Source organism: Mycobacterium sp. IS-836 (genome assembly GCF_001954275.1).
Taxonomy (GTDB): Bacteria; Actinomycetota; Actinomycetes; order Mycobacteriales; family Mycobacteriaceae; genus Mycobacterium.
Window position 1 is genome coordinate 1 of record NZ_MBEU01000042.1, and the last position, 24,345, is coordinate 24,345.

Below are 24,345 nucleotides of genomic sequence, written 5' to 3' on the forward strand. Positions count from 1 at the left end.
ACCAGCACCGCCAAGGCCGAGTCGGACAAGATGCTCGCCGATGCCCGCGCCAACGCCGACCAGATCCTGAGCGAGGCTCAGCACCCGAGCGGCCTTCATGGCCTGCTCCTCGGTGGTTCCCGCGAACGCCGCTGGTTCGGGCGCCGCCACGGGCGCCGGCTTGACCGGCTCGGGTTCGGGTTCGCGGACAGGAATCGCCTGAGTGGGCTGAGCAGCAACGGAGGGGCCGGCACCGGCGCCGCCCCCGGCGGCCAGCTCCCGGTCGAGTTCCTCGATCCGCTGGCGCAGATCCGAATTCTCTTCTATGAGCCGCGTCAGCTCGTTCTCCACCAAGTCGAGGAAGGCGTCGACCTCGTCCTCGTTGTAACCGCGCTTGCCGATTGGTGGCTTACTGAACGCCACATTGTGGACGTCGGCTGGTGTAAGCGGCATTGTTCGTTCCCCTCAAGTTCCTGTCAAACGTTCTGGAAAGTGTAGAACGGAGTGGTAGCCGTTGTGCAACTGCCGCCCATCCTGTCACACCAGACTCGGCGGTTGCCGATTAGGCCGATAAATAAGAACCAATTTCACAGACTAAGAGCAATAAAATCCCAATCCTTAAAATTTTAAAATTGCGCGCATCAAACCGACGTCGAACCGTGGCCGAACCGTCGCCCGTTGCCTGCGGGTAGGTGTGGCATGTAGGTAGGTGTTGCATGCGGGTGGGTCATGCCGCGGCGCCGAACGCCAGTTGCATGCCGATGAACGCGACCAGCAGCAGCACCATGATGGACAGGTCGAAGCGCACGGCGCCGATGGTGAGTTGGGGGATCAGCCGACGTAGCAGCTTCACTGGTGGATCGGTGATCGACATGATGATCTCGAGGATCACCACGGTGATGCCGGTGGGCCGCCAGTCACGGCTGAACGAGCGGATGAACTCGACGACGACCCGAGCGATGAGCAGCAGCCAGAAGATGAACAGCGCAAACCCAAGGATCTGAAAGAACAGCACCAACGAGAGCCCGACCTTACCGATAAGAAGACTGACGGTGACTGACCGTAACTGACGGTGTCAGTCGCCTGATGTCAGTCGCCGCACGCTAGCGCGGCAATGGCCAGCGTACCGACTGCTCGCACAGTCACACACCAAGTGTGGGCCGCATCGCAGCTCAAGCGGGTCGCCTGGCTGTTGGTCTACGGGTTATTGGTGAGGGTTACTGGTAAGCGTAGAAGCCGGTTTCGGCGATCCGGCGGCGCTCCTCCGGGGTGACGTCGACGTCGGCGGGCGACAGCAGGAACACCTTGGTCGCAACCTTGTCGAACGAGCCGCGCAGCGCGAAGGCCAGGCCGGCCGCGAAGTCGACCAGCCGCTTCGCGTCGGCGTTGTCCATCGACACCAGGTCCATGATGACCGGGGTACCGTCCCGGAACCGCTCGCCGATGGTGCGGGCTTCGCTGTAATCCTTGGGCCGCAGCGTGGTGATCTTCGACAGCGGGTGGCCTTCTTCGAACATCATCGCCATCCGGCGTGGGTCCATCGCCAGTGCGCCGCGGGTGGAATTGCGCAACCAAGACCCCAGGCGCGGCCTGCTCATCTCGGACCGGTCGAAGTCGCGGGGATGGACGGGGCTGTAGCGCGGTTCGTCGCCGTAGCCGCCGCGATAGCCACCGGGCGGCGGGTAGTCCGGGTCACCGCGCAGGTCCCCGCGTGGATCGTCGTAGTCGCGTCCCTCGTAGCGGCCGTACCCGTCGTCGAAGCGGGGGCGCGGGAAGCCGCGCGAGGGAGCGTGGTCGTCGTAGTACTCGTCGTCGTAGTCGTCCATGGGGGCCATACCGAAGTAGGCCTTGACCTTATGCAGTGTGCTCATTGCGTTGACCCCTTCTAGCCCCTGGGATTATTGGTGTCTGTGATGAAGGTGTGACTACAGTGACTACTCACGGTGACGGTAACCGCCGCGGACCCAATAGCGCGGTACCGACACGCACACACGTCGAACCATGTTTGACGGCAATTTCCAGATCGTCGGACATGCCGGCGGACAGGCCTACCGCGTTCGGGTGCGATTCGAGGACCCGACGGTGCTCCGATTGCAGCCGGCCAAAGGCCTCGTCCGGGTCCCAGTCCAGCGGCGGGATGCCCATCAGTCCGACCAGCTCCAGGCATTTCGACTGCTGAACCCGCCCGCAGACGTCGTCGACGGCCCCCGGCACCCGAACATCGACGCCGCCGCGCGACGCGTCGCCGTCGAGGCTCACCTGCACGTAGACCCGCAAGGGGTTGTGGCGGCTGCCCTCGGCCAGGGCCGTTGCGACGGCCCGGTCGAGCGCGGTAACCAGCTGCGCGCTGTCGACCGAGTGGGCGGTGTGGGCCCAGCGAGCCAGGGAACGGGCTTTCTTCCGCTGAATCCGCCCAACCATGTGCCAGTGCAGTTCCCGCCAATCCGCGTGCCCCGTATCAGTTCGACCCGCAACTTCTGACAATCGAGTGAGTTCGGCCACCTTTGCCGCGGCTTCCTGCTCGCGCGATTCGCCAACGGACCGACAACCCAATCGAGACAAAATCGCAACATCGGTTGCTGGAAAGAATTTGGTAATGGGGAGAAGTTCAATTTCGCCGACATTGCGACCCACCGCTTCCGCGGCCATCGCGAGTCGCGAACGCACCGCCGCCAACGCATGAGTCAATTCCGATTCGCGGTTTCCTTGACTCGACCCCGCCGCCCCCATGTCCACCGCCACGGCGGTCACTCCATCCAGACCAGTGATGCCAGCCGCCCGGTCGGCGCGCCCCGGCGATGGCTGAAGAGTGTCGGGTCGGCCACCGTGCAGCGCGGATCGATGTCGATCGACGTGACGCCCAAATCCTTTAGCTGGCAAGCGATTCCGGCGCGGAGATCGAGTCCGGGCGTCCCGGCCGCCGTCGTGGTGCGGCTGCCCGGCAGTGCCGCCTCGACCTCGTCGGCCATGGCCTCGGGCACCTCGTAGTGACGGCCGCTGACCGCCGGGCCGAGCAGGGCCGATATGTCGACCGCGTGCGCGCCGAGCCGCAGCATCGTCTCCACCGCGCGGGCGACCACGCCGCGCTGAGCCCCGACGCGGCCGGCATGCACCGCCGCGGCCACGCCCGCGCGCGCGTCGGCCAGCAACACCGGCACACAGTCGGCGGTCACCACCGCGAGCGCCAGTCGGGGCGTGGCGGTCACCAACGCGTCGGTGCCCACCCCGCCGCCGACGGCGGCTCTCTGTGGCTCGTCGACCACCTCGACTCGATCGCCATGCACCTGGTTCATCCACACCACCCGGTCGGTGCCCCCCTTAACGCTCAGGCCGATGGCGGCGGCCAGCCGGGCGCGGTTGGCTGCGACGGCCTTCGGGTCGTCGCCGACGTGGTCGCCGAGGTTGAAGGAGTCGAACGGCGCCACCGAGACGCCGCCCGCGCGGGTGGTGGTCACCCGCCGGATGCGAACGCTCACATGCCCAGTATCCGGACGCCGTTGCCGTTCAGGTGTCAGCGACGTCCCGCCGCGGCCGGTTTGTCGCGGACTGGCAAGCAAATTGAGACCCTCAGCGGCGCATGAACGGCGGCACGTCGACGTCGTCATCGTCGCCACCAATGCTCAGCGTCGAACCGTTGGTGTGCACCGGCATACTGACGGCGTCGACGGGCTCGAACAGCGTCGAGGTGAGCTTGCCGGCCTTGGCCGACTCGATGCGGTGCGCGCCGGCCTTCTCCCCCTTGTCGGCACTGCCGCCGAGCAGCGGCTTGCGACCGGGACCGGACGCGTCGAAGCCCGCCGCGATGACGGTGACCCGCACCTCGTCGCCCAGCGAGTCGTCGATGACGGTGCCGAAGATGATGTTGGCGTCCTGGTGGGCGGCGTCCTGCACCAGCGATGCCGCCTCGTTGATCTCGAACAGACCCAGGTCGCTGCCGCCGGCGATCGACATCAGCACGCCCTGCGCGCCCTCCATGGACGCCTCCAGCAGTGGCGAGTTGATGGCGATCTCGGCGGCCTTGAGCGAGCGGCCCTCGCCGCGTGCCGAACCGATGCCCATCAGCGCCGTACCCGCGCCGGACATGATGCCCTTGACGTCGGCGAAGTCGACGTTGATCAGCCCCGGCGTGGTGATCAGGTCGGTGATGCCCTGCACGCCGTTGAGCAGTACCTCGTCGGCGCTGCGGAACGCGTCCATCAGCGAGACCGCGGCATCCCCCATCTGCAGCAGCCGGTCGTTGGGGATCACGATCAGGGTGTCGCAGCTCTCGCGCAGCGAGTTGATGCCGGTTTCGGCCTGATTGCTGCGCCGCTTGCCCTCGAACGAGAACGGCCGGGTGACGACGCCGACGGTCAACGCACCGAGTTTGCGGGCGATGCTGGCGACGACGGGTGCCCCGCCGGTGCCCGTGCCGCCGCCTTCGCCGGCGGTGACGAACACCATGTCGGCCCCGCGCAGCAGTTCCTCGATCTCGTCCTTGGCGTCGTCGGCGGCCCGGCGTCCCACCTCGGGGTCCGCGCCGGCGCCCAATCCACGGGTGGAGTCGCGGCCGACGTCGAGCTTGACGTCGGCATCGCTCATCAACAACGCCTGCGCGTCGGTGTTGATCGCGATGAACTCCACGCCCTTGAGGCCCTGCTCGATCATCCGGTTGACGGCGTTGACGCCGCCGCCACCGATACCCACGACCTTGATGACGGCCAAGTAGTTGTGCGGGGGGGTCATCATTTCTCTTCCTCCCTGGTGGGACTCGGTGTCTCCGCCTGGCAAACTCTCAACCTCAACCATAGATTTAGAGTTATGTCAAGTAGTTCCGCGCAACCAGAACGGTATGGGCATGACGCGCGCGAATCTCGCAGGCGCGCCGACGCGCGGCGCGCAAATTTTTGTGACATCGAACGTGCGGCTGGCCGCACATTCGGCGTCGAGCGTGCGACTGGCCGCACATTCGTGCGTGCGCTGCTATTTCACGGTCGGCAGGTCGGGGCTGGACACGTCGTAGGTCTTCCCGGGCTGCGTCAACAACGCCACCAGCTTTTCGGCCTTCTCCTCGGTGCGGTCGGTGGTCCCCCAGATCACCACCCGCCCGTCGCCCAGGGTCAGGGTGATCGACGCCACCGAGGGCGCCGCGACCCGAGCGACCTGACCCGCGACCTCGGGACGCAGCGCCAACAAAACCTGCAGCGCGGCCTTGGTCACCGGGTCCGTCGGCCCCGGATTGGCGACATCCAGGTACGGCAACGCCGGCGGCGGCGGAGCCGTCGCGAAGTCAACGCCGTCCCGGTCGAACAGGTGCGGGCCGTCCGCAAAGTCCTTCACTGCCACCGGGACTCGCTCGACGATGGTGATCCGCAGCGCCGACGGGTACTGCCGTTGCACCCGCGCGCTGGCCACCCGGCGGATCGTCGCCACCCGGTCGGCGACCTGGTTGGTGTTGATCTGCAAGAGCGGGGTTCCGGGCCGCACCCGCGCGGCATCGAGGACCTCCTCGCGGGTCACCACCGAAAGCCCGGTGACCACGATGTTGCGGGCCGACATCGCGGGCGTGAAGTACAGAATCAGCCCGAGCCCGACCCCGACGACGGCGATCACCACCGACGCCAACAACATCTTCAGGCCTCGAACAACGCCTCGCGCAACGGGTTTGGGCTGGTTGGCGATGCGCCCACTGACGCGGCGCTTGGCCTCGCGGCGCGCTTCCTCGATCGCCCGGGCGCGCTCCTGCGCGGCTCGGCGCTCGGCGCGTTCGCGGCGGGCACGCCGCCGCGGCCCCTCGAATTCGGGCTCCTCCGCTTGAGTTTCACCGTTTTGCGCCTCCAGCGGTTCGGTGACCGCGTTCTCGGCGTCCGAACCGTCCGAACCGTCCGAGCCGGCCGCCAGGTCGGTCGGCGGGGCAGTCGGTGTGGCGTCGTCGGGTTCGCTCATTGCGGCACCCCGGGCTGGCCGGGTGCGGCGCGGTTGGCCCGCACCCGCAGCGCGGTCACGATCTCCGGCCCCAGCAGCGTCACGTCGCCGGCACCCATCGTCACGATGACGTCGCCGGGCCCGGCGGCAGCCGCCACCTCCTCGGCCACCGCCGAGAAATGCGGAAGGTAGCGCACCGGCACGCTGACGTGCTCGGCGACGCTGGCCCCGCTGACGCCGGCGAGGGGTTGCTCGCGTGCCCCGTAGACGTCGAGCACGAACACCTCGTCGGCGGCATCCAGCGCGTGCCCGAAATCCGCCGCGAAAGCCTTTGTCCGCGAATACAAATGGGGCTGGAACACCACCAGCGAGCGGCCCTCACCGCTCTGCTCGAGCAGAGTGCGCACCGCCGCGAGCGTCGCGCTGATCTCGGTCGGATGGTGGGCGTAGTCGTCGAATACCCGCACCGACCCCTTGCCGACGCTCGCCGACCCGACGAGTTCGAATCGGCGCCGCACCCCTTCGAAGCCGGCGAGTCCGTCGAGTACAGCGTCGGCGGGGGCGCCGACCTCGACCGCCGCGAGCAGCGCGCCCAGCGCGTTGAGCGCCATGTGCCGCCCGGGCACCGAAAGCCGCATCACCCGCGGCTGCGATTCGCCGGCCAACTGGATGTCCGCGACGGCCCCGGTGCCCTGCTGCTCCCACGACAGCAGCGCGCCGGCCAGGTCTGGGTCCGACTCCCCCGCCGACCCGGACCCGTATCGCAGCACGCGGAGGCCCAACTCGGCACTGCGTTGGGCCAGTGCCGCCGCCCCGGGGTCGTCGGTGCACACCACCAGCGCTCCGCCCGGGGCGAGCCGCTCCACGAAGGTGTCGAACACCCTGACATAGGCATCGGCGCTGCCGTAGAAGTCCAGGTGGTCGGTCTCGATGTTGGTGACCACCGCGACGTTGGGCGTGTACTCGAGGAGCGAGCCGTCGCTTTCGTCGGCCTCGGCGACGAAGCAAGTGCCGCTGCCGTGGTGGGCGTTGGTGCCGGCCTCGCCGAGTTCGCCGCCGACCGCGAACGAGGGGTCCAGCCCGCAGTGCTGCAGGACCACGATCAGCATCGACGTCGTCGTGGTCTTGCCATGCGTGCCGGTGACCATCAGCGTGGTGCGCCCAGCCATCAGCTTGGCGAGCACCACCGGTCGCAGCACCACCGGAATGCCGCGGCGCCGGGCCTCGACGAGCTCCGGGTTGGTCTTCGGGATGGCGGCGTGGGTGGTGATGACCGCGGTGGCGCCGCCGGGCAGCAGATCCAGCGACGACGCGTCATGTCCGATCCGGATCAGCGCGCCGCGGGCCCGCAACGCGTGGATGCCGCGCGATTCCTTGGCGTCCGAGCCGGATACCTGGCCGCCGCGGTCCAGCAGGATGCGCGCGATGCCGGACATGCCAGCGCCCCCGATACCCACCATGTGCACCCGCTGCAGCTCGGGAGGTAGCTGGGGAGGCAGCTCGCGGGGCAACGGCTCGGTGCCGCTCACCGCCGGCCCCCGGCCGCCGACCGCGCCCTTCGGGCCTGGCGTGCGGTGTCTAGCGCCGCCTGGGCCACCTGCCGCGCCGCATCCGGATGCCCCACCCGGGCGGCCGCCGCGGTCATCGCCGCGAGCCGCGGCGGATCGGTCAGCAACCCGATCACCCGCCGAGCGACCAGGCCCGGCGTCAGATCCGCGTCGGCGACGAGCACGCCGCCACCGGCGTCGACCACCGGCAGGGCGTTGAGCCGCTGCTCGCCGTTGCCGATCGGCAACGGCACGTAGATGGCCGGCAGGCCCACCGCCGACACTTCGGCGACCGTCATCGCGCCGGAACGACAGATCACCAGGTCCGCGGCGGAGTAGGCCAGGTCCATCCGGTCCAGATATGGCACCGCCACGTAGGGCGGATCGCCGGGCTCGGGTGTGCGCAGTTCGAGGGTGTTCTTGGGGCCGTGCGCATGCAGCACGGACACGCCCGCGGCGGCCAGCTCGGCGGCGGCGTCCGAGACCGCGCGGTTGAGCGAGACGGCGCCCTGGGAACCCCCGAAAACCAGCAGCACGCGCGCGTCGGGAGCGAAGCCGAAGTGCTGGCGTGCTTCGGCCCGCAGCGCCGCGCGGTCCAGCGCGGTGATGGCCGCGCGTACCGGGACGCCGACCACTTCGGCGCGCGGCAGCCCGGAATCCGGCACCGCCGACAGCACCCGGTCCGCGCTGCGCACGCCGACGCGATTGGCCAGCCCGGCGCGGGCGTTGGCCTCGTGGATAACCACCGGAATCCGGTGCCTGCGGCGACGTAAATGACCGAAGGGCCCGGGGATGCCGCGCGCGGCGAGGTAGGCGGGCAGGGCTACGTAACCGCCGAACCCGATGACCACGTCGGCGTCGACGGCGTCGAGCACCGCCCGGGTCTCTCGGACGGCGCGCCACACCCGCGTCGGCAGCCGCGCCAGATCGCCCGTGGGCTTACGCGGCAGCGGGACCGGCGTGATCAGCTCGAGGTGATAGCCGCGCTCGGGCACCAGCCTGGTCTCCAGCCCGCGCGCGGTGCCCAGCGCGGTGATCCGGACCTGCGGATCCAGTGCGGACAGCGCGTCGGCGACGGCCATCGCCGGCTCGACGTGCCCCGCGGTGCCACCACCGGCCAGGACGACCGACAAAGCGGCACCGGCGGGCGAGGAATTTTTCCCCCGCCCGCCGGTCGCCTTCCTGACCGTGTTGTTCACCCGTAACGCTGACCTTCCAATGCACGAGCGCGCCGTGGTTGACGCTGGCCGGCAGCCTGACTGGCGCGGCGCTGGCCAGATCCATGATGCCCTGAGCGCCGGGCCGCGCGGGCAGCCGTACGGGGGAAAGCCGGCCGCAGCGGCGGCTCGGGGTTCCGGGCAGCCTTCCGGGCCGGCCCCTGGGCGGCCTTTCGGCCCCCGGCAGCGGGTCGGGTCCGCTTGCGATCGCGGAACGCCTCGATGCGCGTGGGAACATACGGCTGGGGCAGCGGCAACCGCAGCAGCCGGTTCATCTTGTCGTCGCGGCCGGCGCGCAGCGCGGCGACCGCCTCGGGCTCATGGCGCGCCGCGTTGGCGACGATTCCTATCATGAAAAGTGTTGCGGCCGTTGATGTTCCGCCGGCAGATATGAGCGGCAGCTGCAAACCGGTGACCGGCAGCACGCCGATCACGTAGCCGATGTTGATGAACGCCTGGCCCAGCACCCACATCGTGGTGGTGGCGGTCAGCAGCCGCAGGAACGGGTCGGCGGAGCGGCGCGCGATCCGCATGCCGGTGTAGGCGAACAACCCGAACAGCACCAGCAGCGCGAACGCCCCGACGAAGCCGAGCTCCTCGCCGATGATCGCGAAGATGAAGTCGTTGTGCGCGTTGGGCAGGTAGTTCCACTTGGCCACACCCTGGCCCAGACCGTCGCCGAAGATGCCGCCGTGGGCCAGCGCGAATTTCGCCTGTCGCGCCTGGTAACCGGTGTCCTGCGGGTCGGTTTCCGGGTTCATCCACGAGCGCACCCGGTCCGAGCGGTAACCAGCCGACATCGCCAGGATCGCGCCCGCGACGAAGACCGCGAACAGTGACGTGACGAAGACCCGCAGCGGCAGACCGGCATACCAGAGCAGGGCCAGCAGGATGATGCCCAGCGAGACCGTCTGCCCGAGGTCGGGCTGGGCCACGATCAGCGCCAGCGCGATGACCGCCGCGGGCACCAACGGGATCAGCATCTCGCGCAGCGAGGCCCGCTCCATTCGTCGCGCCGCCAGCAGATGCGCGCCCCAGATGGCGAAGGCGATCTTCGCCAGCTCGGACGGCTGCATGGAGAAGCCGGCGATCACGAACCACTTGCGAGAGCCGTTGGCTAGGTTGCCGATTCCCGGGACCAGCACCAGCACCAGCAAGATGATGGTGACCACGTATCCGGGGAACGCGACACGGCGGATGAACCGCACCGGCATCCGCATCGCGAAGTAGGCGCCGATGACCCCGATGACCGTCCACAGGACCTGCTTGCCGAAGATCACCCAGGCCGAGCCGTCGTCGCCGTAGGACCGCACGCCGGACGCCGACAGCACCATGATCAGGCCGAGCGTGGTCAGCAAACCGGCGATCGCGATGATCAAGTGGAACGAGGTCATCGGGCGGCCCAGCCAGGCGCCGAAGCGCTTGCGCGGGCCGCCGTCTTCGCTCCCGGAAGCCTGAGCCCGCGGCTTTGCGTCTTCCGCGTCGGCATCGGACTTGGCTTCGGACTTGGCTTCGGGCTCGGCCGGAACCTCGGAGGCCTCGTCCGGGGCGGCTGCGTCGTCGAGTTCCTCGTCGACCATGGCGTCGGGCTCGGGTGCGTCCTTCGCGGCGGCCGGCTCTTCGGCCTCGGCCCGCTCGGCCGGGGTTGCGTTCTTTCCCTTGTCCCGGCGTAAGAACCGGTTCAGCGCGTGACCCATACCCGCCTACCGGAGCGCCGCGCGCACGGCGGCCGCGAACGCGTCGCCACGGTCGGCGTAGCCGGTGAACTGGTCAAACGATGCGCCGGCCGGCGCCAGCAGCACCGTGTCGCCGGCCTTTGCCATGTCACGGGCCGCGTCCACGGCCGCGGTCATGACGCGAATGCCGAGGTCGTCGCTCGAAAGTTTCACTTCTGTCACATGGGTATCAGAGACCACAGCAGTCGCATGCATATCAGCATCCTCGCCTGTCACAACGTGGACGACGGGGACATCCGGCGCGTGTCGCGATAACGCCTCTGCAACCTCTCCGCGATCTCGGCCGATGAGCACCGCTCCGACCAGCCGAGATGCGATCCTGGCGACCTCGGCGTCGATCGATGCGCCCTTCAGCAAACCACCCGCCACCCAGACCACCCGCGGGTAGGCCAACACCGACGCCTCGGCGGCGTGCGGGTTGGTGGCCTTCGAGTCGTCGACATAGGTGATCCCGTCGGCGACGGCCACCACCTCCGCCCGATGCCGGCCCACCCGGAACGAGGCGATCGCGGCCGCGATCGCCTCGGCGGGCACACCGACGCTGCGGGCCAGCGCCGCGGCGGCCAGGGCGTCGAGAACCCCGACGGGGCCCGGCACCGGTATCGACTCGGCCGGCAACAGCGTCAGATCGTCGGCGAAGGCGCGGTCGACCAGCTGGCCACCGCGCACGCCGAGTTCGCCGGCGGCCGGCTCACCGAGCCGAAAGCCGACCCGCACCGCCGCCGCCGCGGTGTCCAGCAGAGCGGCGGCCCGGGCGTCGTCCAGGCCGACGACCGCGACCCGGCCGTTCAGCACGCGGGCCTTGGCCGCGGCGTAGTCGGCCAAAGTGCCATGCCAGTCCAGGTGGTCTTCGGCGATGTTGAGCACCACGCCCGCCTCGGGCCGCAACGACGGCGCCCAGTGCAGCTGGAAACTGGACAGCTCGACGGCCAGCAGCTCGGCGGGTTCGGCCGAATCCTCTTCGAGGAGATCCAGCACCGGGGTGCCGATGTTGCCGCACAGCAGGCTGCGCCGGCCCGCCGCCATCAACATGGCCTGCAGCATCGACGTCGTCGTGGTTTTGCCGTTCGTGCCGGTGACGACCAGCCAGCGGCGCGGCGGCCCGTAGTAGCCCGCCGCCTCCAGCCGCCAGGCCAGCTCCACGTCACCCCAGACTGGCACCTGGGCCGTCGCGGCGGCGGCCAGCAGCGGCGTCGTCGGCGCGAAGCCGGGGCTGGTGACGACCAAGGCGAAGTCTGAGATCCGTTGCGTGGCAGTCGATGTGGCCATGGTGACCACCCCGCTCTCGGCGTAGCCGCGCAGCGTGGCGGGATCGTCGTCACACAGCGTCGCGGCCGCACCAAACCGCTTCAGGGCCGCCAGAGCCGCCCTGCCCGTGACGCCGCCGCCGGCGACCAGCACCGGCGCGCCCGGCGCCAGCGGCTCGAGCCCGGACATGTCAGGCACCGATCGCGGCCAGCCACTCACCGTAGAAAAGGGCCACGCCCAGACCGCAGGTGATCGCGGTGAGCAGCCAGAAGCGGATGATCACCGTGGTTTCGGCCCAGCCGACCAACTCGAAATGATGATGGAAGGGCGCCATTCGGAACACCCGGCGCCCGGTGGTGCGAAAAGCCAGGATTTGCAGGACAACCGAGGTGACCTCGGCGACGAACAGGGAACCCAGCACGACGGCGAGGATCTCGGTGCGGCTGGTGACCGACAACCCCGCGATGATGCCACCGAGCGCCAGCGACCCGGTGTCCCCCATGAAGATCTTGGCCGGCGCGGCATTCCACCACAGAAAGCCGATGCACGCGCCCGCGGTCGCGGCCGCGATGATCGCCAGATCCAGCGGATCGCGCACGTTGTAGCAGCCCAGCCCCGGCGCGGTGACGCATGCGTTGCGGTACTGCCAGAAGGTGATCAGAACGTAGGCCCCGGTGACCATCGCCATGGTTCCGGCGGCCAGCCCGTCCAGGCCATCGGTGAAATTAACCGCGTTGGACCAGGCGCTGACGACGACCACGCAGAACAGCACGAAAAGCCCGGGAGCCAGTGTGACGGTGGCGATTTCGCGGACGTAGGACAAATCCGCGCTCGCCGGTGTCAAGCCGTCGGCATTGCGGAACTGCAACACCAGAACGCCGAACAACACCGCGGCGGTGATCTGCCCGACCGTCTTGGCCGTCTTGTTCAGCCCGAGGTTGCGCGACCGGCGGATCTTGATCAGGTCATCGACCAATCCGACGCCTCCGAGCGCGGTGGCCAGGCCCAGCACCAGCAGGCCGGATGCGGAGATCCCCGCACCGTCGAAGGCCAGCCCGACGAGGTGTGCGCCCAGATAGCCGGCCCAGAGGCCGGCCACGATCGCCACCCCGCCCATCGACGGCGTGCCGCGTTTGGTGTGGTGGCTGGGCGGCCCGTCCTCGCGGGTGTGGTGGCCGAAGCCCTGCTTGGTGAACAGCCGGATCAGCGCTGGAGTCAACAGGATTGAGACGGCCACCGCGACGGCGACGGCGATGAGGATCTGTCTCATGGGCGAGCCCCGCCGGCCGTGTCTTCAGCGGCGAGCGCGTCGGCGAGGCCACCGAGTCCGGCCGCGTTCGAGGCCTTGACCAGCACCACGTCGCCGGGTTGCAGTTCGGCCCGTAGCAACGCGAGGGCGGCGTCGCCGTCGGCGACGTTCACGGCCCCTCTATCGGCCCCCGGACCGGTCTCCGAGCCCCACGAGCCCTCCATGACCGCTCCGTGGTGCATGGCGCTCATCGACCTCCCCATTCCCACCACAACGAGTCGAGACACATCTAAGCGCACCGCCAGCCGGCCGATGCGATCGTGCTCGGTTATCGCGTCGTCGCCGAGCTCGGCCATTTCGCCCAGGACGGCCCAGCTGCGCCGGGGCCGCGCCCGGTGTTCTTCGCCGCCGTGGGCGATCCAGGCCAGCGCCTGCAGCCCGGCTCGCATCGAGTCGGGGTTGGCGTTGTAGGCGTCGTCGATCACCGTCACCCCGTCGGGGCGGGTGGTCACCTGCATCCGGTGGCTCGACACCGGCCCGGCTTCGGCAAGCGCGGCGGCCACCTGTTCCACACTGGCGCCGCATTGCAGCGCGACGGCGGCGGCGCACAGCGCGTTGGTGACTTGGTGATCGCCGTACACGCCGAGTTGCACCTCGGCCTCGACGGCGCCTTGCGGGTTCATCGCGTGCAGGGTAAAACGCGGCCTGGCCAATTCGTCCAGCGACACGTTTTCCGCCCAGACGTCGCTGGGCCCGGATTCGGTCTGGCTGACTCGGCTCACCCGGACCACCCAGGCCGCTGTGACATGAGCCATCGCGGCCACCGTCGGGTCGTCGACGTTGAGGATGACCACGCCAGATTCCGGAATAGCTTGTGGCAGTTCGGCTTTGGTGCGGGCAATGGCCTCGTGCGAGCCGAACTCACCCAGGTGGGCGGTGCCGACGTTGAGGACCACCCCGATCGCGGGCGGGGCGATGCGCGCCAGCTCGGCGATGTTGCCGGGATGACGCGCCGACATCTCCAGGATCAAGAAGTCGGTGCCCCGCGTCGCGCGCAACACCGTCCAGGGATGGCCCAGTTCGTTGTTGAACGATCCGGGCGGGGCCACCACCTCGCCCAGCGGCCGCAGCACGGCTGCCACCAAGTCTTTCGTGGAGGTCTTTCCCGACGAGCCGGTGATGCCGATGATGGTCAGCCCGCCGGCGACCAGCTCCGCGGCCACCGCCGTGGCCAGCTTGGCCAAAGCGGCCAGGACCGCGGCGCCCGACCCGTCGGCGTCATGTTCGAGCACGCCGGCGCGCGAGTCCGCGGGGCCCGCCGGGGGCACCACGATGGCGGGGACCCCGACCGGCCGGGCGGCCAGCACGGCGACCGCGCCGGCGGCGACCGCCGAGCCGGCATGGTCGTGCCCATCCGATCGGGCGCCGGGCAGAGCCAAGAACAGCCCGCCGGGACCGATTGCACGCGAGTCGAATTCGACGCTCCCGGTGACGCGGAGTTGCGCGGCGGTCTCCGGTGAGATGTCCGCCAGCGTGCCGCCGACGATCTCGGCGATCTGGGCGACCGTCAGGTCGATCATCGCGCGGCCCCGCGGGCCCGTATCGCGTCGGCGAGCTCCACCCGGTCGTCGAAGGGGCGGGTCTGGCCCGCGCTGCGCTGCCCGGTCTCGTGGCCCTTGCCGGCGATCACGATGACGTCGCCCGGGCCGGCCCAGGCGACGGCGTGGTCGATGGCCGCGCGGCGGTCGCCGATCTCGACGACCTGGGCCTTGCCCGCGGCCGCTCCCGCGAGGATCTCGCGCCGGATTGCCGCGGGGTCCTCGTCACGCGGGTTGTCGTCGGTGACGACGACCAAATCGGCTAGCTCGGAGGCGATTTCGCCCATCGGCCGCCGTTTGCCCGGGTCGCGGTCGCCGCCGGCACCGAACACCACCGCCAGCCGTCGACCCGGCCGCCGCAGCGTGGTCAGCACGGCACGCAACGCGCCCGGCTTGTGCGCGTAGTCGACCAGCGCGAGAAAATCCTGCCCACAGTCGATCTCTTCCAGCCGCCCCGGGACCCGGGTTTCGAGCAGTCCCTGCGACGCCCGTTCGACGGAGACCCCGACAGCATCGAGAATGGCCAGCGCGACAAGGCAATTGGCGACGTTGTAGCGCCCGGGCAGCCGGATGCCGACCCGGTGCCGGACGCCGGCGGGGTCGACGGCGGTGAACTCCTGTCCCCCGGCTCCCATCGGCGCGACGTCGACGGCTCGCCAATCGGCGGTTTGGTCTTCGATGCTGACGGTGATCGCGGCCCCCGCCCGGGCGGCCATCGCGCGCCCGGCGTCGTCGTCGATGCACACCACCGCGGTCCGGGCGCGCAGCGCGGAGCTGGGGTCGAACAGCAACGCCTTGGCCTCGAAGTAGTCGGCCATGGTGGGGTGAAAGTCGAGGTGGTCACGGGACAGGTTGGTGAAACCGCCCACCGCGAACCCGGTGCCGTCCACCCGGCCCAGCGTCAGCGCGTGGCTGGATACCTCCATGACCACGGTGTCGACCCCGCGCTCGGCCATGGCGGCCAGCATCGCCTGCAGCGCGGGCGCCTCCGGCGTCGTCAGCGTGCTTGGGACGTCGACGCCGTCAATGCGGATGCCGACGGTGCCGATGAGCCCCGGGGTGCGCCCGCCCGACCGCAGACCGGACTCGACGAGATAAGTGGTGGTGGTCTTGCCCGACGTTCCGGTGATGCCGACGATGGTCATCTTCTCGGACGGGTTTCCGTACACCGTGGCGGCAATGCCACCGAGCACGCTGCGCGGCGCGGGGTGGACCAGGGTGGGCACGCTGCTGCCCTTGTTAGGGCCCATGTCGGTGAGCCCGGCGGCGTCGGTGAGCACCGCGACGGCGCCGCGCTCGATCGCCTCACCGGCAAACCGCGCGCCGTGGGTGGACGAGCCAGGCAGGGCGGCGAACAGGTCACCGGACTGAACATCCTGAGCACGCAGCGTCACGCCGGTGATCGCCACGTCCGGCACGGTCGCGGCCTGGCCCGCGAGAACGGCGCCCACCTGGGCGGCCAGTGCGGGCAGCCGCACGCCCGCGGTGTCGCGGGGACGCAACCCAGTGGCCACCACCTGTGTCACCTCCCTGAAGACGCCGCGTGATCCCCATGATCAGCCATGACACCCTACCTAGGCGCAGCCGGGCCGTGAGGTGTCGTCGCGTTCGAGTGGGTGTGGCAGTGGGTGTTGGAGCGGGGGTGGTCGGCCGCTACATGGCCTGCAGCGTCAGCGGGGGGCCCGGGTCGGGTGACAGCGGGACGTTCTCCCGCTGCATCAGCCAGCCGGCGATGTTGTGGAACAGCGGGGCCGCCGAGTGTCCCGGCGTGCCGTCGGCGTTGCGCTGCGGGTTGTCCATCATGATGCCGATGACGTAACGGGGATTGTCGGCGGGCGCCATCCCCGCGAAGGTGATCCAGTAGACGTCGTCGAAGTAGCAACCGCAGCCGGGGTTGATCTGCTGGGCGGTGCCCGTCTTGCCGGCAATCTGATAGCCGGGTACACCGGCCGCCGGCGCGGTGCCCTGCTGGTACCCCATCGGGTCGCGCTGCACTACGGCGCGCAGCATGCCCCGCACGGTCTGCGCCGTCTGCTGCGACACCACCCGAATCCCCTCCGGGCGGGATTCTTCGGTGCGAGTGCCGTCGGGCGCGATAGTGGCCTTGATGATCCGCGGCGGTACCCGCACCCCGTCGTTGGCGATGGTCTGGTACATGTCTGTCATCTGCAGCAGGGTCATCGAAAGCCCTTGGCCGATAGGCAGGTTCGAGAAGGTGCTGCCCGACCACTGGTCGATGGGCGGCACCACCCCGGCACTCTCACCGGGCAGCCCGACGCCGGTGCGCTGACCCAGCCCGAACTTGCGGAGCATGTCGTAGAAGCGTTCCGGGCCAACACGCTGCGCCAGCATCAGGGTACCGATGTTCGACGACTTTCCGAATATGCCGGTGGTGGTGTAGGGCATCACGCCGTGTTCCCAGGCGTCATGCACCGTGACCCCGCCCATCTGGATCGAGTTGGGTACCTGCAGCACCTCGTCGGGGTTGGACAGGCCGTATTCGATCACCGAGGACGCGGTGATCACCTTGTTCACCGAGCCCGGCTCGAACGGCGAGGACACCACCAGGTTGCCCAGCTGCTTGTCACCCTGACGCCCGATGTCCTGCGACGGGTCGAAGGTGTTGTCGTTGGCCATGGCCAGCACGTCGCCGTTCTTGGCGTCCAGCACGACGGCCGAAACGTTGTGCGCCCCAGACGCATCCTTCGCCAGCTGGACCTGCTGCTGAACGTAGAACTGGATGTCGTCGTCGATGGTGAGCTGGACGGTCGAACCGTTGACCGCCCGGTGCCGGTTGCGGTAGCTGCCGGGGATGACCACGCCGTCCGAGCCCCGGTCGTAGGTGACCGAGCCGTCGGTTCCCGACAACACGGCGTCCAGCGAATCCTCCAGCCCGAGCAGGCCGTGCCCGTCCCAGTCGATGCCGCCGACGATGTTGGCCGCCAGCGATCCGCCCGGGTACTGGCGCAGATCCTGTCGCTCCGAACCGACTTCGGGATACTTGTCGGAGATCGCGCCGGCGACGGCGGGGTCGACGGCGCGAGCCAGATAGACGAAGTTGTCGTTGCCTTGCAACTTCTTCAGGACGGTCTGATAGTCCGGCTTGTTGTTCAGCCGGGCCGCGACCTCCTTGGCGATGTCCCGCATCCGCTGCTGCGGATCGGGGGCGGCCGAGTTCTTGTTCTTGGCCTCTTCCAATTGCTTGCGAATCCGCTTCGGCTGGAACGTCAACGCCCGCGACTCGATCGTGAACGCCAGGCGTTCGTTGTTGCGGTCGACGATGCTGCCGCGGACGGCCTTTTCGACGTCGGTGACCTTGAGCTGGCCGGCCGCCTGCGCCCGCAGCGTCGGGGCGTTCGTCACCTGCAGGACGAACAGCTGCACCACTGCCACCAGCATCAGCGCCAAGATGGCCGCATTGCCGGCTCGATGCCGGAAAACGAACGACGCGCCGCGCGTGCCGGCGTCCACCAGCTGACGGGTCCGTCGCTCCCGTGCGGAGCGACCCGGCGCATCGGACCGTCCGGCCGCGCGGGACTTGTTGGCCTCCTTGGCTTTCGGGGCTTTCTGGGCTTTCTGAGTTTTCTGAGCTTTCTCCGGCTTGCGGGATCGCCTCGTTTTCCCAATCTCCTTGGCTCCCCGCGCACTACCGGGACCGCGGGTCGTCGGCGACCGGCGGGCGCGCCGGGACTCGCCGCGGGTCACCGGGGCACACCCATCGCCGGTGCCGGCATCACGGCCTGGGGCGCTAGCGCCCCCGGTTGCACCGGAACCGGCACTTCCGCGGGCAGCGGCGCGGGAACCCGGGGCGCAGCCGGGATCGGCAGCCCGCCCAACGGAATTGACACTTCGGGGGGCCCGGTCGCGGGACTTTGGGGCGCCGGACTCGCGGGCGCCGGCAAGCCCGGCATCGGGAGCACACCGGGGAACTGCCCGATGGCCGGCCCCCCGGGCATGCCGGGCAGCGGCGAAGCGGGCTGCGTCAGGTGCTGGCCGCCGACCGTCGTCGAGCCGTCGGGCGCCCGCAGCAACGCCTCCGGCCCTGACCTGACCGGCGCCGGCGGAACACCAGGAACACTAGGAGCGCCAGGACCGGCGGGGCCGGCTGGGGCGGGCTGTACCCGGACCGGGACCTCCGGGGGCAGCGCCGCCGGCTTCGGGGGTGGCGGTGGGCCCGGCTCGGGCAGCTTGGTGTTCAGCGGCGGCGGCGGAACGCCGTCGGCCGGCTTGGGCGTGCCCACCACCACCCAATTGCCGGCCGGATCCTGGACCAGGTGGGCGGTGTCCCGCGTCGGGATCATGCCCTGCTTACGGGCCGCCTCGGCGAGCGCCGGCGCCGACTCCGCCTCGCGCACATCGCGTTCCAGCGACTCCTTCTGCTGCTGCAGCAGTCGGTTCTTCTCCCGGGCGTGGCTCAGCTGGTAGGAGCGCTCCGCCGAATCGGTGGACAACCACAGCGTCAGGCCCAGCCCCAGACCGAGGGCCCCGATCACCAGCACGACGAACGGCACCTTGCGCGCCAAGGTCTGGGGCCGCAGGTCAATCGATGCCAGCCGGTTGGCCAAGCGTTCGCTCAGACGAGGCCGGACAACCTTGGGCGCCTTGGCTTTTCGCGCCTTTGCGCGGGCCTTGGCCTGGCTTGTGCTCTTGGGACGGGCCGCCCGCTCGACCGGCCGGGCGATCGGGCTGGTCTGCGGGCCCGATTTGGGCGCACGGGCGTCGCGGGCGGGCGCCGCGCTCCTGCCCGGCCGGGTCCGCCGCGACGATGCCGACTCTGCGGCGGCGCGCCGGCCTTTGCGGGCGACGCCGTCGCGCCGATCCCGGCGGTCATTGACAGCGCGGCGTTTCTGCGTGTCGCGCTTTGCCTTCATGCGTCGCCCTTCCCGGTTGTCTGCGCTTCGGCATTCGGTCCCACCCCGGGCTGCACCCGTTGCAGGGCCCGTAATCGCACCGCGGCGCTGCGCGGGTTGCGCTCGATCTCGGCGGCGTCGGCGCGTTCAGCGCCGCGCGTCAACGACCTGAATCGTGGCGCGTGCCCCGGCAGCTCGACCGGCAGGTCCACCGGCGAGCGCGAGGCGGTCGCGTCGGCGAACACGCGCTTGACGATGCGGTCTTCCAGGGACTGGTAGGCCAGCACCACGATGCGGCCCGCGGCGGTGAGGGCGCCCAGCGCGGCGGGAATGGCGCCGCGCAGCGAGTCCAGCTCCTCGTTGACCGCGATCCGCAGCGCCTGAAATGTGCGCTTGGCCGGGTGCCCGCCGGTACGCCGGGCAGGTGCCGGAACCGCTTGGTAGATCAGGGCAACCAGCTCGGACGTCGACGTCAGCGGGGTGCGGGAACGCTGCCGGACGATGTGGGCGGCAATGCGGCGCGCGAACCGCTCCTCGCCGTAGCGGCGCAGGATGTCCGTCAGGGTGCGCTCGTCGTAGGTGTTGACGATGTCGGCCGCCGTAAGCGGCGAGCCCGGGTCCATCCGCATGTCCAGAGGCGCGTCCTGGGCATACGCAAAGCCGCGCTCCGCGCGATCGAGCTGCATCGACGAAACGCCGAGATCGAACAACACACCATCCACCGATTCGGCTGGGGCGTAACCGGATTCAGCCAGCGCCGCGGCAAGCCCGTCATAGCGCGTGTGCACCAACGTGATTCGGTCTTCGAACTGCGTCAGCCGATTCCGGGCGATGTCGAGCGCGCTGGGGTCACGGTCGAGCCCGATCAGCCGCAGGCCCGGCAATTCGGTGAGGAACCGCTCCGCGTGCCCGCCCGCGCCGATGGTGGCGTCGACGAGGACCGCCCCCGACCCGTCCGCGTGGTTGCGGGTCAATGCGGGGGTGAGCAGCTCGACGCAGCGTTGCGCCAGGACGGGCACATGCCCGAATTTCCCTGAGCCGAAGTCTCGTTGGCCCAAATCTTCTGGATCGTCAACCACCGCAACACCTCCCCGGATCGGGCGGGATGCCCAGGCACCGAGGTCCCTGTCCGAAGGCACGAACCTGGCGTTGGGGAAGTACGCCAGGGTCGGTTCGGGCAGAGGCCACGATGCACGGGCATGCGCCTCAGATGATGTCGCCGAGTGCTTCATCGCTGGCCGCGGAGAAGTTCTCTTCGTGGGTTTGCTGGTAGTCGTGCCAGGCCTGCGCATCCCAGATCTCGAGGTAGTCGACCGCCCCGATCACCACGCAGTCCTTGGAGAGGTTGGCATAGCGGCGATGGTCGGACGACAAGGTGATGCGTCCCTGCGCGTCGGGATGCTGCTCGTCGGTGCCGGCGGCCAGATTGCGCAGGAATGCCCTGGCTTCCGGGTTGCTTCGCGATGTCTTGCTCGCCCGTCGGGCCAGCTGTTCGAATTCCGTCCGCGGGTACACGGCCAGGCTGTGATCTTGGCTCTTGGTGACCATCAACCCCCCTGCCAGTGCGTCGCGAAATTTGGCGGGCAACGTCAGCCGCCCCTTGTCGTCGAGCTTGGGCGTGTAGGTGCCGAGAAACACCAGCTCACCTCCCATGGAGACCCGGCTTTCGCCTCACCCAAACGCTCGCCCAAACGCTTCAGCCACCATACCCCACAATCCCCCACTTCGCCCCATTACTGTCGTGTCGTCGCCGGGTTTTCCGAATCATCCGCCACGTTGGGCCGCCCGACGCCGGCCCGGGGTCACGCGGGGACCCGATCGCGGCGTCGGAAAGACGCATTTCAAGGCGTCAAAGTCGGTCGGTGGGGCCAAGTGGGGCGCCCGGGTGGGGCCAAGTGGGGCTCGGTTTGGGATCGTTTCGGGCTCGAATTGGGCTCGAACACGAAAACGGGGTAGCCATCGGCTACCCCGCTGTGTCAGGTGATGCTGTGTCAGGTGACGCTACGTCAGGCGATCCGGCTAATCGTCGAAGCGACGGCGGAACCGGTCCTCCATACGACTGGTGAACGAGCCCCCGCCACCCTTGCCGCGACGCTGCTGCCTTCCCGGTATCGAACCCGAGTGGCCCGACCTGCCGGCCAACCGCGGACCGGTGATCGCGAACACCACGCCGCCGAACATCACGATGAAGCCAAAGACGCTGAGAATCGGGAAATTCCCGATCATCGTCGCCCTGAATGCCACGCCGGACACCAGCATCGCCAAACCGATGATGAACAGCGCCGCGCCCTGCAACCGCCGCCGTGCCGTCGGCGCCCGGAACCCCCCGCCACGTACGCTCGAAGCGAACTTGGGGTCCTCGGCATAGAGCGCGCTCTCGATCTGATCGAGCATCCGCTGCTCATGATCGGAGAGTGGCATTCGTCCCTCCTTGCCGACCGCTTGGCACGTAACTATCGATATCACGCGGATGCCCGTTGTGGGGGCAACTAACTCAGATGATACGAGGTCTATCTGCGGCGTACCACTGGTTCGTCGGCGATTCTATCTCCCGCGCCGCCCGGCGATCATTCCGGCAATCAGGTGGGCCGCAACGGCGATAGCCCGTTAGCGCGACCGCTCGACCGCCGCCTATCGCCGCGTCCGATAATGGCGATAGGCGCGCACGGCCGAGGCACCCCGATGAGATCCCGGCACGGCGCCACACCGAATCACTGGACGGCTGAGGAGGACACCGCGAGTTGGCGATATTCCTCATCGATCTGCCGCCGGACGATATGGAGCGCCGCCTCGGTGACGCCCTCGGTGTCTACGTCGACGCGATGCGCTACCCGAGAGGCACCGGGAATCAGCGCGCCGCGATGTGGCTGGAGCACATTCGGCGACAGGGATGGCAGGGAGCCGCCGTTGTTGAAGCCGACGTCGAAGCTGACGCAACCGGCTCGGCACCCTCGACTGCGGAGTTGACCGACGCACCGCTGCTCGGCGTGGCCTACGGATACCCCGGGGCCCCCGGTCAGTGGTGGCAGCAGCAGGTCGTCCTGGGCCTGCAGCGCGGCGGCTTGCCGTCTCAGGAGATCACCCGCCTGATGACCAGCTACTTCGAGCTGACCGAATTGCACATTCACCCCCGCGCGCAGGGCCGCGGCCTGGGCGAGGCACTCGCCCGGCGGCTGCTGTCGGGCCGCGGTGAGCGCAACGTCCTGCTCTCCACGCCCGAAACCAACGGCGAGCCCAACCGGGCCTGGCGGTTGTACCGGCGGCTGGGATTCACCGACGTGATCCGCCGCTACCACTTCGCCGGTGACCCACGGGCGTTCGCGATCCTGGGCCGCGCCCTGCCCCTATAGGAGACATGCCGGATCTGGCACGATGACCTCGTGCCCGCCAGCTCTGCATCACTGAGAGTCCGAGGATTCACAGCCCGCCGGCGCCGTGTGCTGGTCATCGCGATGCTGCTGCTGCTTGTCCCGCTGGCCACGGGATGCCTGCGGGTCCGAGCGTCGCTGACCATCTCACCCGACGACCTGGTGTCCGGGGAGATCATCGCGGCGGCCAAGCCGAAAAGCCCCAAGGACCCCGGCCCGCAGCTCGGCGGCGACCTGCCGTTCAGCCAAAAAGTGGCGGTGTCGAACTACGACAGCGACGGCTACGTCGGCTCGCAGGCGGTGTTCTCCGATCTGACGTTCGCCGAGGTGCCGCAGCTGGCTCATATGAACGCCGACGCCCAGGGCGTGAATCTGTCGCTGCGCAGAAGCGGCAACCTGGTGATCATGGACGGCCGGGCCGATCTGACGTCGGTGACCGACAACGACGCGGACGTCGAGTTGACCGTCGCGTTCCCCGGCGTGGTGACCTCGACGAACGGCGATCACATCGAGCCAACCGTCGTGTCCTGGAAGCTCAAGCCGGGCGTGGTGAGCACGATGACCGCCCAGGCCCGCTACACCGACCCCAATACCCGGTCCTTCACCGGGGCGGGCGTCTGGCTCGGAATCGCGTCGTTCGCGGCCGCTGCCGTGGTGGGGGTGCTGGCCTGGGTCGGCCGGGACCGCTCCGAGCGGTTCACCGCGCCGCGGGATCACCCGCCCAGCTAGACCCGCCGGTCGGGCGACCGGTCCGGTGACCGGTCCGGTGACCAGTAGGCCAGCATCTCCGCGAAGGTCGCGAACGCCGGACCCGAGACGCCATAGGTGGCCTCGAGGTGAATGCTCAGCGGGAAACCCAGGTCTCCGACCCCGTCGATCACGCGCTTGTACAGATCCACCATGAGCTGACGCTTCTGCGCGGGCTCGCTGGCGGCCAGCCGTTTGACGAACGCCTGCTCGTCGGCCACCGCGGCGTTGCCCGGATCCTGGATGAGCCAGTTGATCAGGCCCACACGGCTTTCCACCTTCGGCACGAAGCCGAACGACAGCAGGATCTCCGGTCGGTGATCGGTGTTCTTGGCGAATTCGGTCAGAAACCCCACGATCGCGTCGGAGTACAGCAACTGCGTCATGCCGTACGTCGCGCCCTGGTTGCACTTGAAGTTGAACCGGCCCTCTTCGCCGTCGCGCGTCGGAATCAGGATCACTCCACGATTCGGGATCAGGTCGCGGTAGATCGACAAAGCATCCGTCGGCGCAACCCCGGAGCCCTCACCGTCATTCATCGTGCGCGGGACTCCGACGAACACCACGCCCTGCATGCCCGCGTCGGATAGCAGCGTGAGCCGCTTGCGCAGGGACCGCTCGTCGGAGAACGCCGTGACCTGGGTGCACAGGCCGTCGAGCCCGGGCAGCCCGGGTTTGATGATCGACCAGAAGTCCAGCACGTCCAGCTTCGGCTTCATCGCGACGGGACGGTCGTCCTCCTCGGCGATCATGCCCGGAATCATCACGTGCCGGATCCGGCCGTCGAGACCCGATTCGGCCGAGTACCGCACCACTTTTCGCGCGTCTTCTTCCGCCCGCTCCCGACCGTCTTCCACGTTGGGGGGCACCAGCTCGAGCGCGATGGTGTTGAGGGTCACGCG

At 69.1% G+C, this 24,345-nt stretch carries 22 protein-coding genes; 2 read left to right on the forward strand and 20 right to left on the reverse strand.

Features of this window, described 5'->3' with window-relative positions; all coding sequences use genetic code 11:
• The 19 genes from A5747_RS12300 to A5747_RS12390 form a co-directional block, all read right to left on the reverse strand.
• Window positions 1-432: DivIVA domain-containing protein (locus tag A5747_RS12300; protein WP_142245544.1), on the reverse strand; the 432-nt coding region annotated here is incomplete at its 3' end.
• Window positions 433-706: 274 nt separating this feature from the next.
• The gene (locus A5747_RS12305; RefSeq protein WP_067007636.1) at window positions 707-997 is read right to left on the reverse strand and encodes a YggT family protein; all 291 of its coding nucleotides are present in this window, start codon (window positions 995-997) and stop codon (window positions 707-709) included.
• Between the two features lie 199 nt (window positions 998-1,196).
• Window positions 1,197-1,850, reverse strand: coding sequence for a cell division protein SepF (locus A5747_RS12310; protein ID WP_076124506.1), 654 nt, complete (start codon window positions 1,848-1,850; stop codon window positions 1,197-1,199).
• A 67-nt stretch (window positions 1,851-1,917) separates the two neighbouring features.
• Complete coding sequence (locus tag A5747_RS12315) at window positions 1,918-2,709, reverse strand: YggS family pyridoxal phosphate-dependent enzyme (RefSeq protein ID WP_076124554.1); 792 nt, start codon at window positions 2,707-2,709, stop codon at window positions 1,918-1,920.
• Between the two features lie 17 nt (window positions 2,710-2,726).
• Window positions 2,727-3,455, reverse strand: coding sequence for a peptidoglycan editing factor PgeF (gene pgeF / locus A5747_RS12320; RefSeq protein WP_198938179.1), 729 nt, complete (start codon window positions 3,453-3,455; stop codon window positions 2,727-2,729).
• 91 nt (window positions 3,456-3,546) lie between these two features.
• Window positions 3,547-4,704: a cell division protein FtsZ gene (ftsZ, locus tag A5747_RS12325; protein WP_076124551.1), complete on the reverse strand. Its 1,158-nt coding sequence runs from the start codon at window positions 4,702-4,704 to the stop codon at window positions 3,547-3,549.
• 237 nt (window positions 4,705-4,941) lie between these two features.
• Entirely contained in the window at window positions 4,942-5,904 is a 963-nt protein-coding gene (gene ftsQ, locus A5747_RS12330; protein WP_076124512.1) for a cell division protein FtsQ, read from the reverse strand.
• A complete protein-coding gene (murC, locus tag A5747_RS12335) occupies window positions 5,901-7,343 on the reverse strand; it encodes a UDP-N-acetylmuramate--L-alanine ligase (RefSeq protein ID WP_198938180.1) in 1,443 nt (480 codons plus the stop codon). The genes ftsQ and murC overlap by 4 nt, the downstream gene beginning before the upstream one ends.
• A 65-nt stretch (window positions 7,344-7,408) precedes the next feature.
• Window positions 7,409-8,629 (reverse strand): undecaprenyldiphospho-muramoylpentapeptide beta-N-acetylglucosaminyltransferase, encoded by a 1,221-nt coding sequence (murG, locus tag A5747_RS12340; protein WP_076124514.1) that lies wholly within the window; start codon window positions 8,627-8,629, stop codon window positions 7,409-7,411.
• Window positions 8,626-10,344 (reverse strand): putative lipid II flippase FtsW, encoded by a 1,719-nt coding sequence (gene ftsW / locus A5747_RS12345; protein ID WP_076124516.1) that lies wholly within the window; start codon window positions 10,342-10,344, stop codon window positions 8,626-8,628. The genes murG and ftsW overlap by 4 nt, the downstream gene beginning before the upstream one ends.
• Before the next feature lie 6 nt (window positions 10,345-10,350).
• Window positions 10,351-11,820: a UDP-N-acetylmuramoyl-L-alanine--D-glutamate ligase gene (gene murD / locus A5747_RS12350; protein ID WP_076124519.1), complete on the reverse strand. Its 1,470-nt coding sequence runs from the start codon at window positions 11,818-11,820 to the stop codon at window positions 10,351-10,353.
• 1 nt (window position 11,821) lies between these two features.
• On the reverse strand, window positions 11,822-12,901 hold the full coding sequence (gene mraY / locus A5747_RS12355; RefSeq protein ID WP_076124522.1) for a phospho-N-acetylmuramoyl-pentapeptide-transferase: 1,080 nt from the start codon (window positions 12,899-12,901) through the stop codon (window positions 11,822-11,824).
• Window positions 12,898-14,460, reverse strand: a complete 1,563-nt coding sequence (murF, locus tag A5747_RS12360) for a UDP-N-acetylmuramoyl-tripeptide--D-alanyl-D-alanine ligase (protein WP_076124525.1) — start codon at window positions 14,458-14,460, stop codon at window positions 12,898-12,900. Before murF ends, mraY begins: the two co-directional genes overlap by 4 nt.
• On the reverse strand, window positions 14,457-16,004 hold the full coding sequence (locus tag A5747_RS12365) for a UDP-N-acetylmuramoyl-L-alanyl-D-glutamate--2,6-diaminopimelate ligase (protein ID WP_076124527.1): 1,548 nt from the start codon (window positions 16,002-16,004) through the stop codon (window positions 14,457-14,459). The genes murF and A5747_RS12365 overlap by 4 nt, the downstream gene beginning before the upstream one ends.
• A gap of 127 nt (window positions 16,005-16,131) precedes the next feature.
• Window positions 16,132-18,183 carry a penicillin-binding protein 2 gene (locus A5747_RS12370; protein WP_076124530.1) on the reverse strand — a complete coding sequence of 684 codons (2,052 nt, stop codon included), beginning with the start codon at window positions 18,181-18,183 and terminating at the stop codon, window positions 16,132-16,134.
• A complete protein-coding gene (locus A5747_RS12375; RefSeq protein WP_076124532.1) occupies window positions 18,180-19,349 on the reverse strand; it encodes a hypothetical protein in 1,170 nt (389 codons plus the stop codon). The genes A5747_RS12370 and A5747_RS12375 overlap by 4 nt, the downstream gene beginning before the upstream one ends.
• Window positions 19,346-20,560, reverse strand: a complete 1,215-nt coding sequence (gene rsmH, locus A5747_RS12380) for a 16S rRNA (cytosine(1402)-N(4))-methyltransferase RsmH (protein ID WP_142245546.1) — start codon at window positions 20,558-20,560, stop codon at window positions 19,346-19,348. The genes A5747_RS12375 and rsmH overlap by 4 nt, the downstream gene beginning before the upstream one ends.
• Window positions 20,535-20,966: a division/cell wall cluster transcriptional repressor MraZ gene (mraZ, locus tag A5747_RS12385; protein ID WP_076062437.1), complete on the reverse strand. Its 432-nt coding sequence runs from the start codon at window positions 20,964-20,966 to the stop codon at window positions 20,535-20,537. The genes rsmH and mraZ overlap by 26 nt, the downstream gene beginning before the upstream one ends.
• Before the next feature lie 381 nt (window positions 20,967-21,347).
• Window positions 21,348-21,749 (reverse strand): DUF3040 domain-containing protein, encoded by a 402-nt coding sequence (locus tag A5747_RS12390; protein WP_076124536.1) that lies wholly within the window; start codon window positions 21,747-21,749, stop codon window positions 21,348-21,350.
• A 320-nt stretch (window positions 21,750-22,069) separates the two neighbouring features.
• Here A5747_RS12390 and A5747_RS12395 point away from each other — a divergent pair, with 320 nt between their 5' ends.
• Complete coding sequence (locus A5747_RS12395) at window positions 22,070-22,678, forward strand: N-acetyltransferase (RefSeq protein ID WP_076124538.1); 609 nt, start codon at window positions 22,070-22,072, stop codon at window positions 22,676-22,678.
• Window positions 22,679-22,780: 102 nt separating this feature from the next.
• On the forward strand, window positions 22,781-23,425 hold the full coding sequence (locus tag A5747_RS12400) for a DUF3153 domain-containing protein (protein WP_076124559.1): 645 nt from the start codon (window positions 22,781-22,783) through the stop codon (window positions 23,423-23,425).
• On the opposite strand, the gene A5747_RS12405 is transcribed toward A5747_RS12400, so the two are convergent.
• A complete protein-coding gene (locus tag A5747_RS12405) occupies window positions 23,422-24,342 on the reverse strand; it encodes a mycobacterial-type methylenetetrahydrofolate reductase (protein ID WP_076124561.1) in 921 nt (306 codons plus the stop codon). The genes A5747_RS12400 and A5747_RS12405 overlap by 4 nt on opposite strands.
• Window positions 24,343-24,345 lie beyond the last annotated feature (3 nt).

Excerpts from the sequence above, each read along its gene's own strand:
- A5747_RS12310 (WP_076124506.1), bottom strand. The coding sequence starts at position 1,850 with ATGAGCACACTGCATAAGGTCAAGGCCTACTTCGGTATGGCCCCCATG.
- A5747_RS12315 (WP_076124554.1), bottom strand. The coding sequence starts at position 2,709 with ATGGGGGCGGCGGGGTCGAGTCAAGGAAACCGCGAATCGGAATTGACT.
- ftsZ (WP_076124551.1), bottom strand. The coding sequence starts at position 4,704 with ATGACCCCCCCGCACAACTACTTGGCCGTCATCAAGGTCGTGGGTATC.
- ftsQ (WP_076124512.1), bottom strand. The coding sequence starts at position 5,904 with ATGAGCGAACCCGACGACGCCACACCGACTGCCCCGCCGACCGACCTG.
- murC (WP_198938180.1), bottom strand. The coding sequence starts at position 7,343 with ATGGTGGGTATCGGGGGCGCTGGCATGTCCGGCATCGCGCGCATCCTG.
- ftsW (WP_076124516.1), bottom strand. The coding sequence starts at position 10,344 with ATGGGTCACGCGCTGAACCGGTTCTTACGCCGGGACAAGGGAAAGAAC.
- murD (WP_076124519.1), bottom strand. The coding sequence starts at position 11,820 with ATGTCCGGGCTCGAGCCGCTGGCGCCGGGCGCGCCGGTGCTGGTCGCC.
- mraY (WP_076124522.1), bottom strand. The coding sequence starts at position 12,901 with ATGAGACAGATCCTCATCGCCGTCGCCGTCGCGGTGGCCGTCTCAATC.
- murF (WP_076124525.1), bottom strand. The coding sequence starts at position 14,460 with ATGATCGACCTGACGGTCGCCCAGATCGCCGAGATCGTCGGCGGCACG.
- A5747_RS12375 (WP_076124532.1), bottom strand. The coding sequence starts at position 19,349 with ATGAAGGCAAAGCGCGACACGCAGAAACGCCGCGCTGTCAATGACCGC.
- rsmH (WP_142245546.1), bottom strand. The coding sequence starts at position 20,560 with ATGAAGCACTCGGCGACATCATCTGAGGCGCATGCCCGTGCATCGTGG.
- A5747_RS12390 (WP_076124536.1), bottom strand. The coding sequence starts at position 21,749 with ATGCCACTCTCCGATCATGAGCAGCGGATGCTCGATCAGATCGAGAGC.
- A5747_RS12400 (WP_076124559.1), top strand. The coding sequence starts at position 22,781 with ATGCTGCTGCTGCTTGTCCCGCTGGCCACGGGATGCCTGCGGGTCCGA.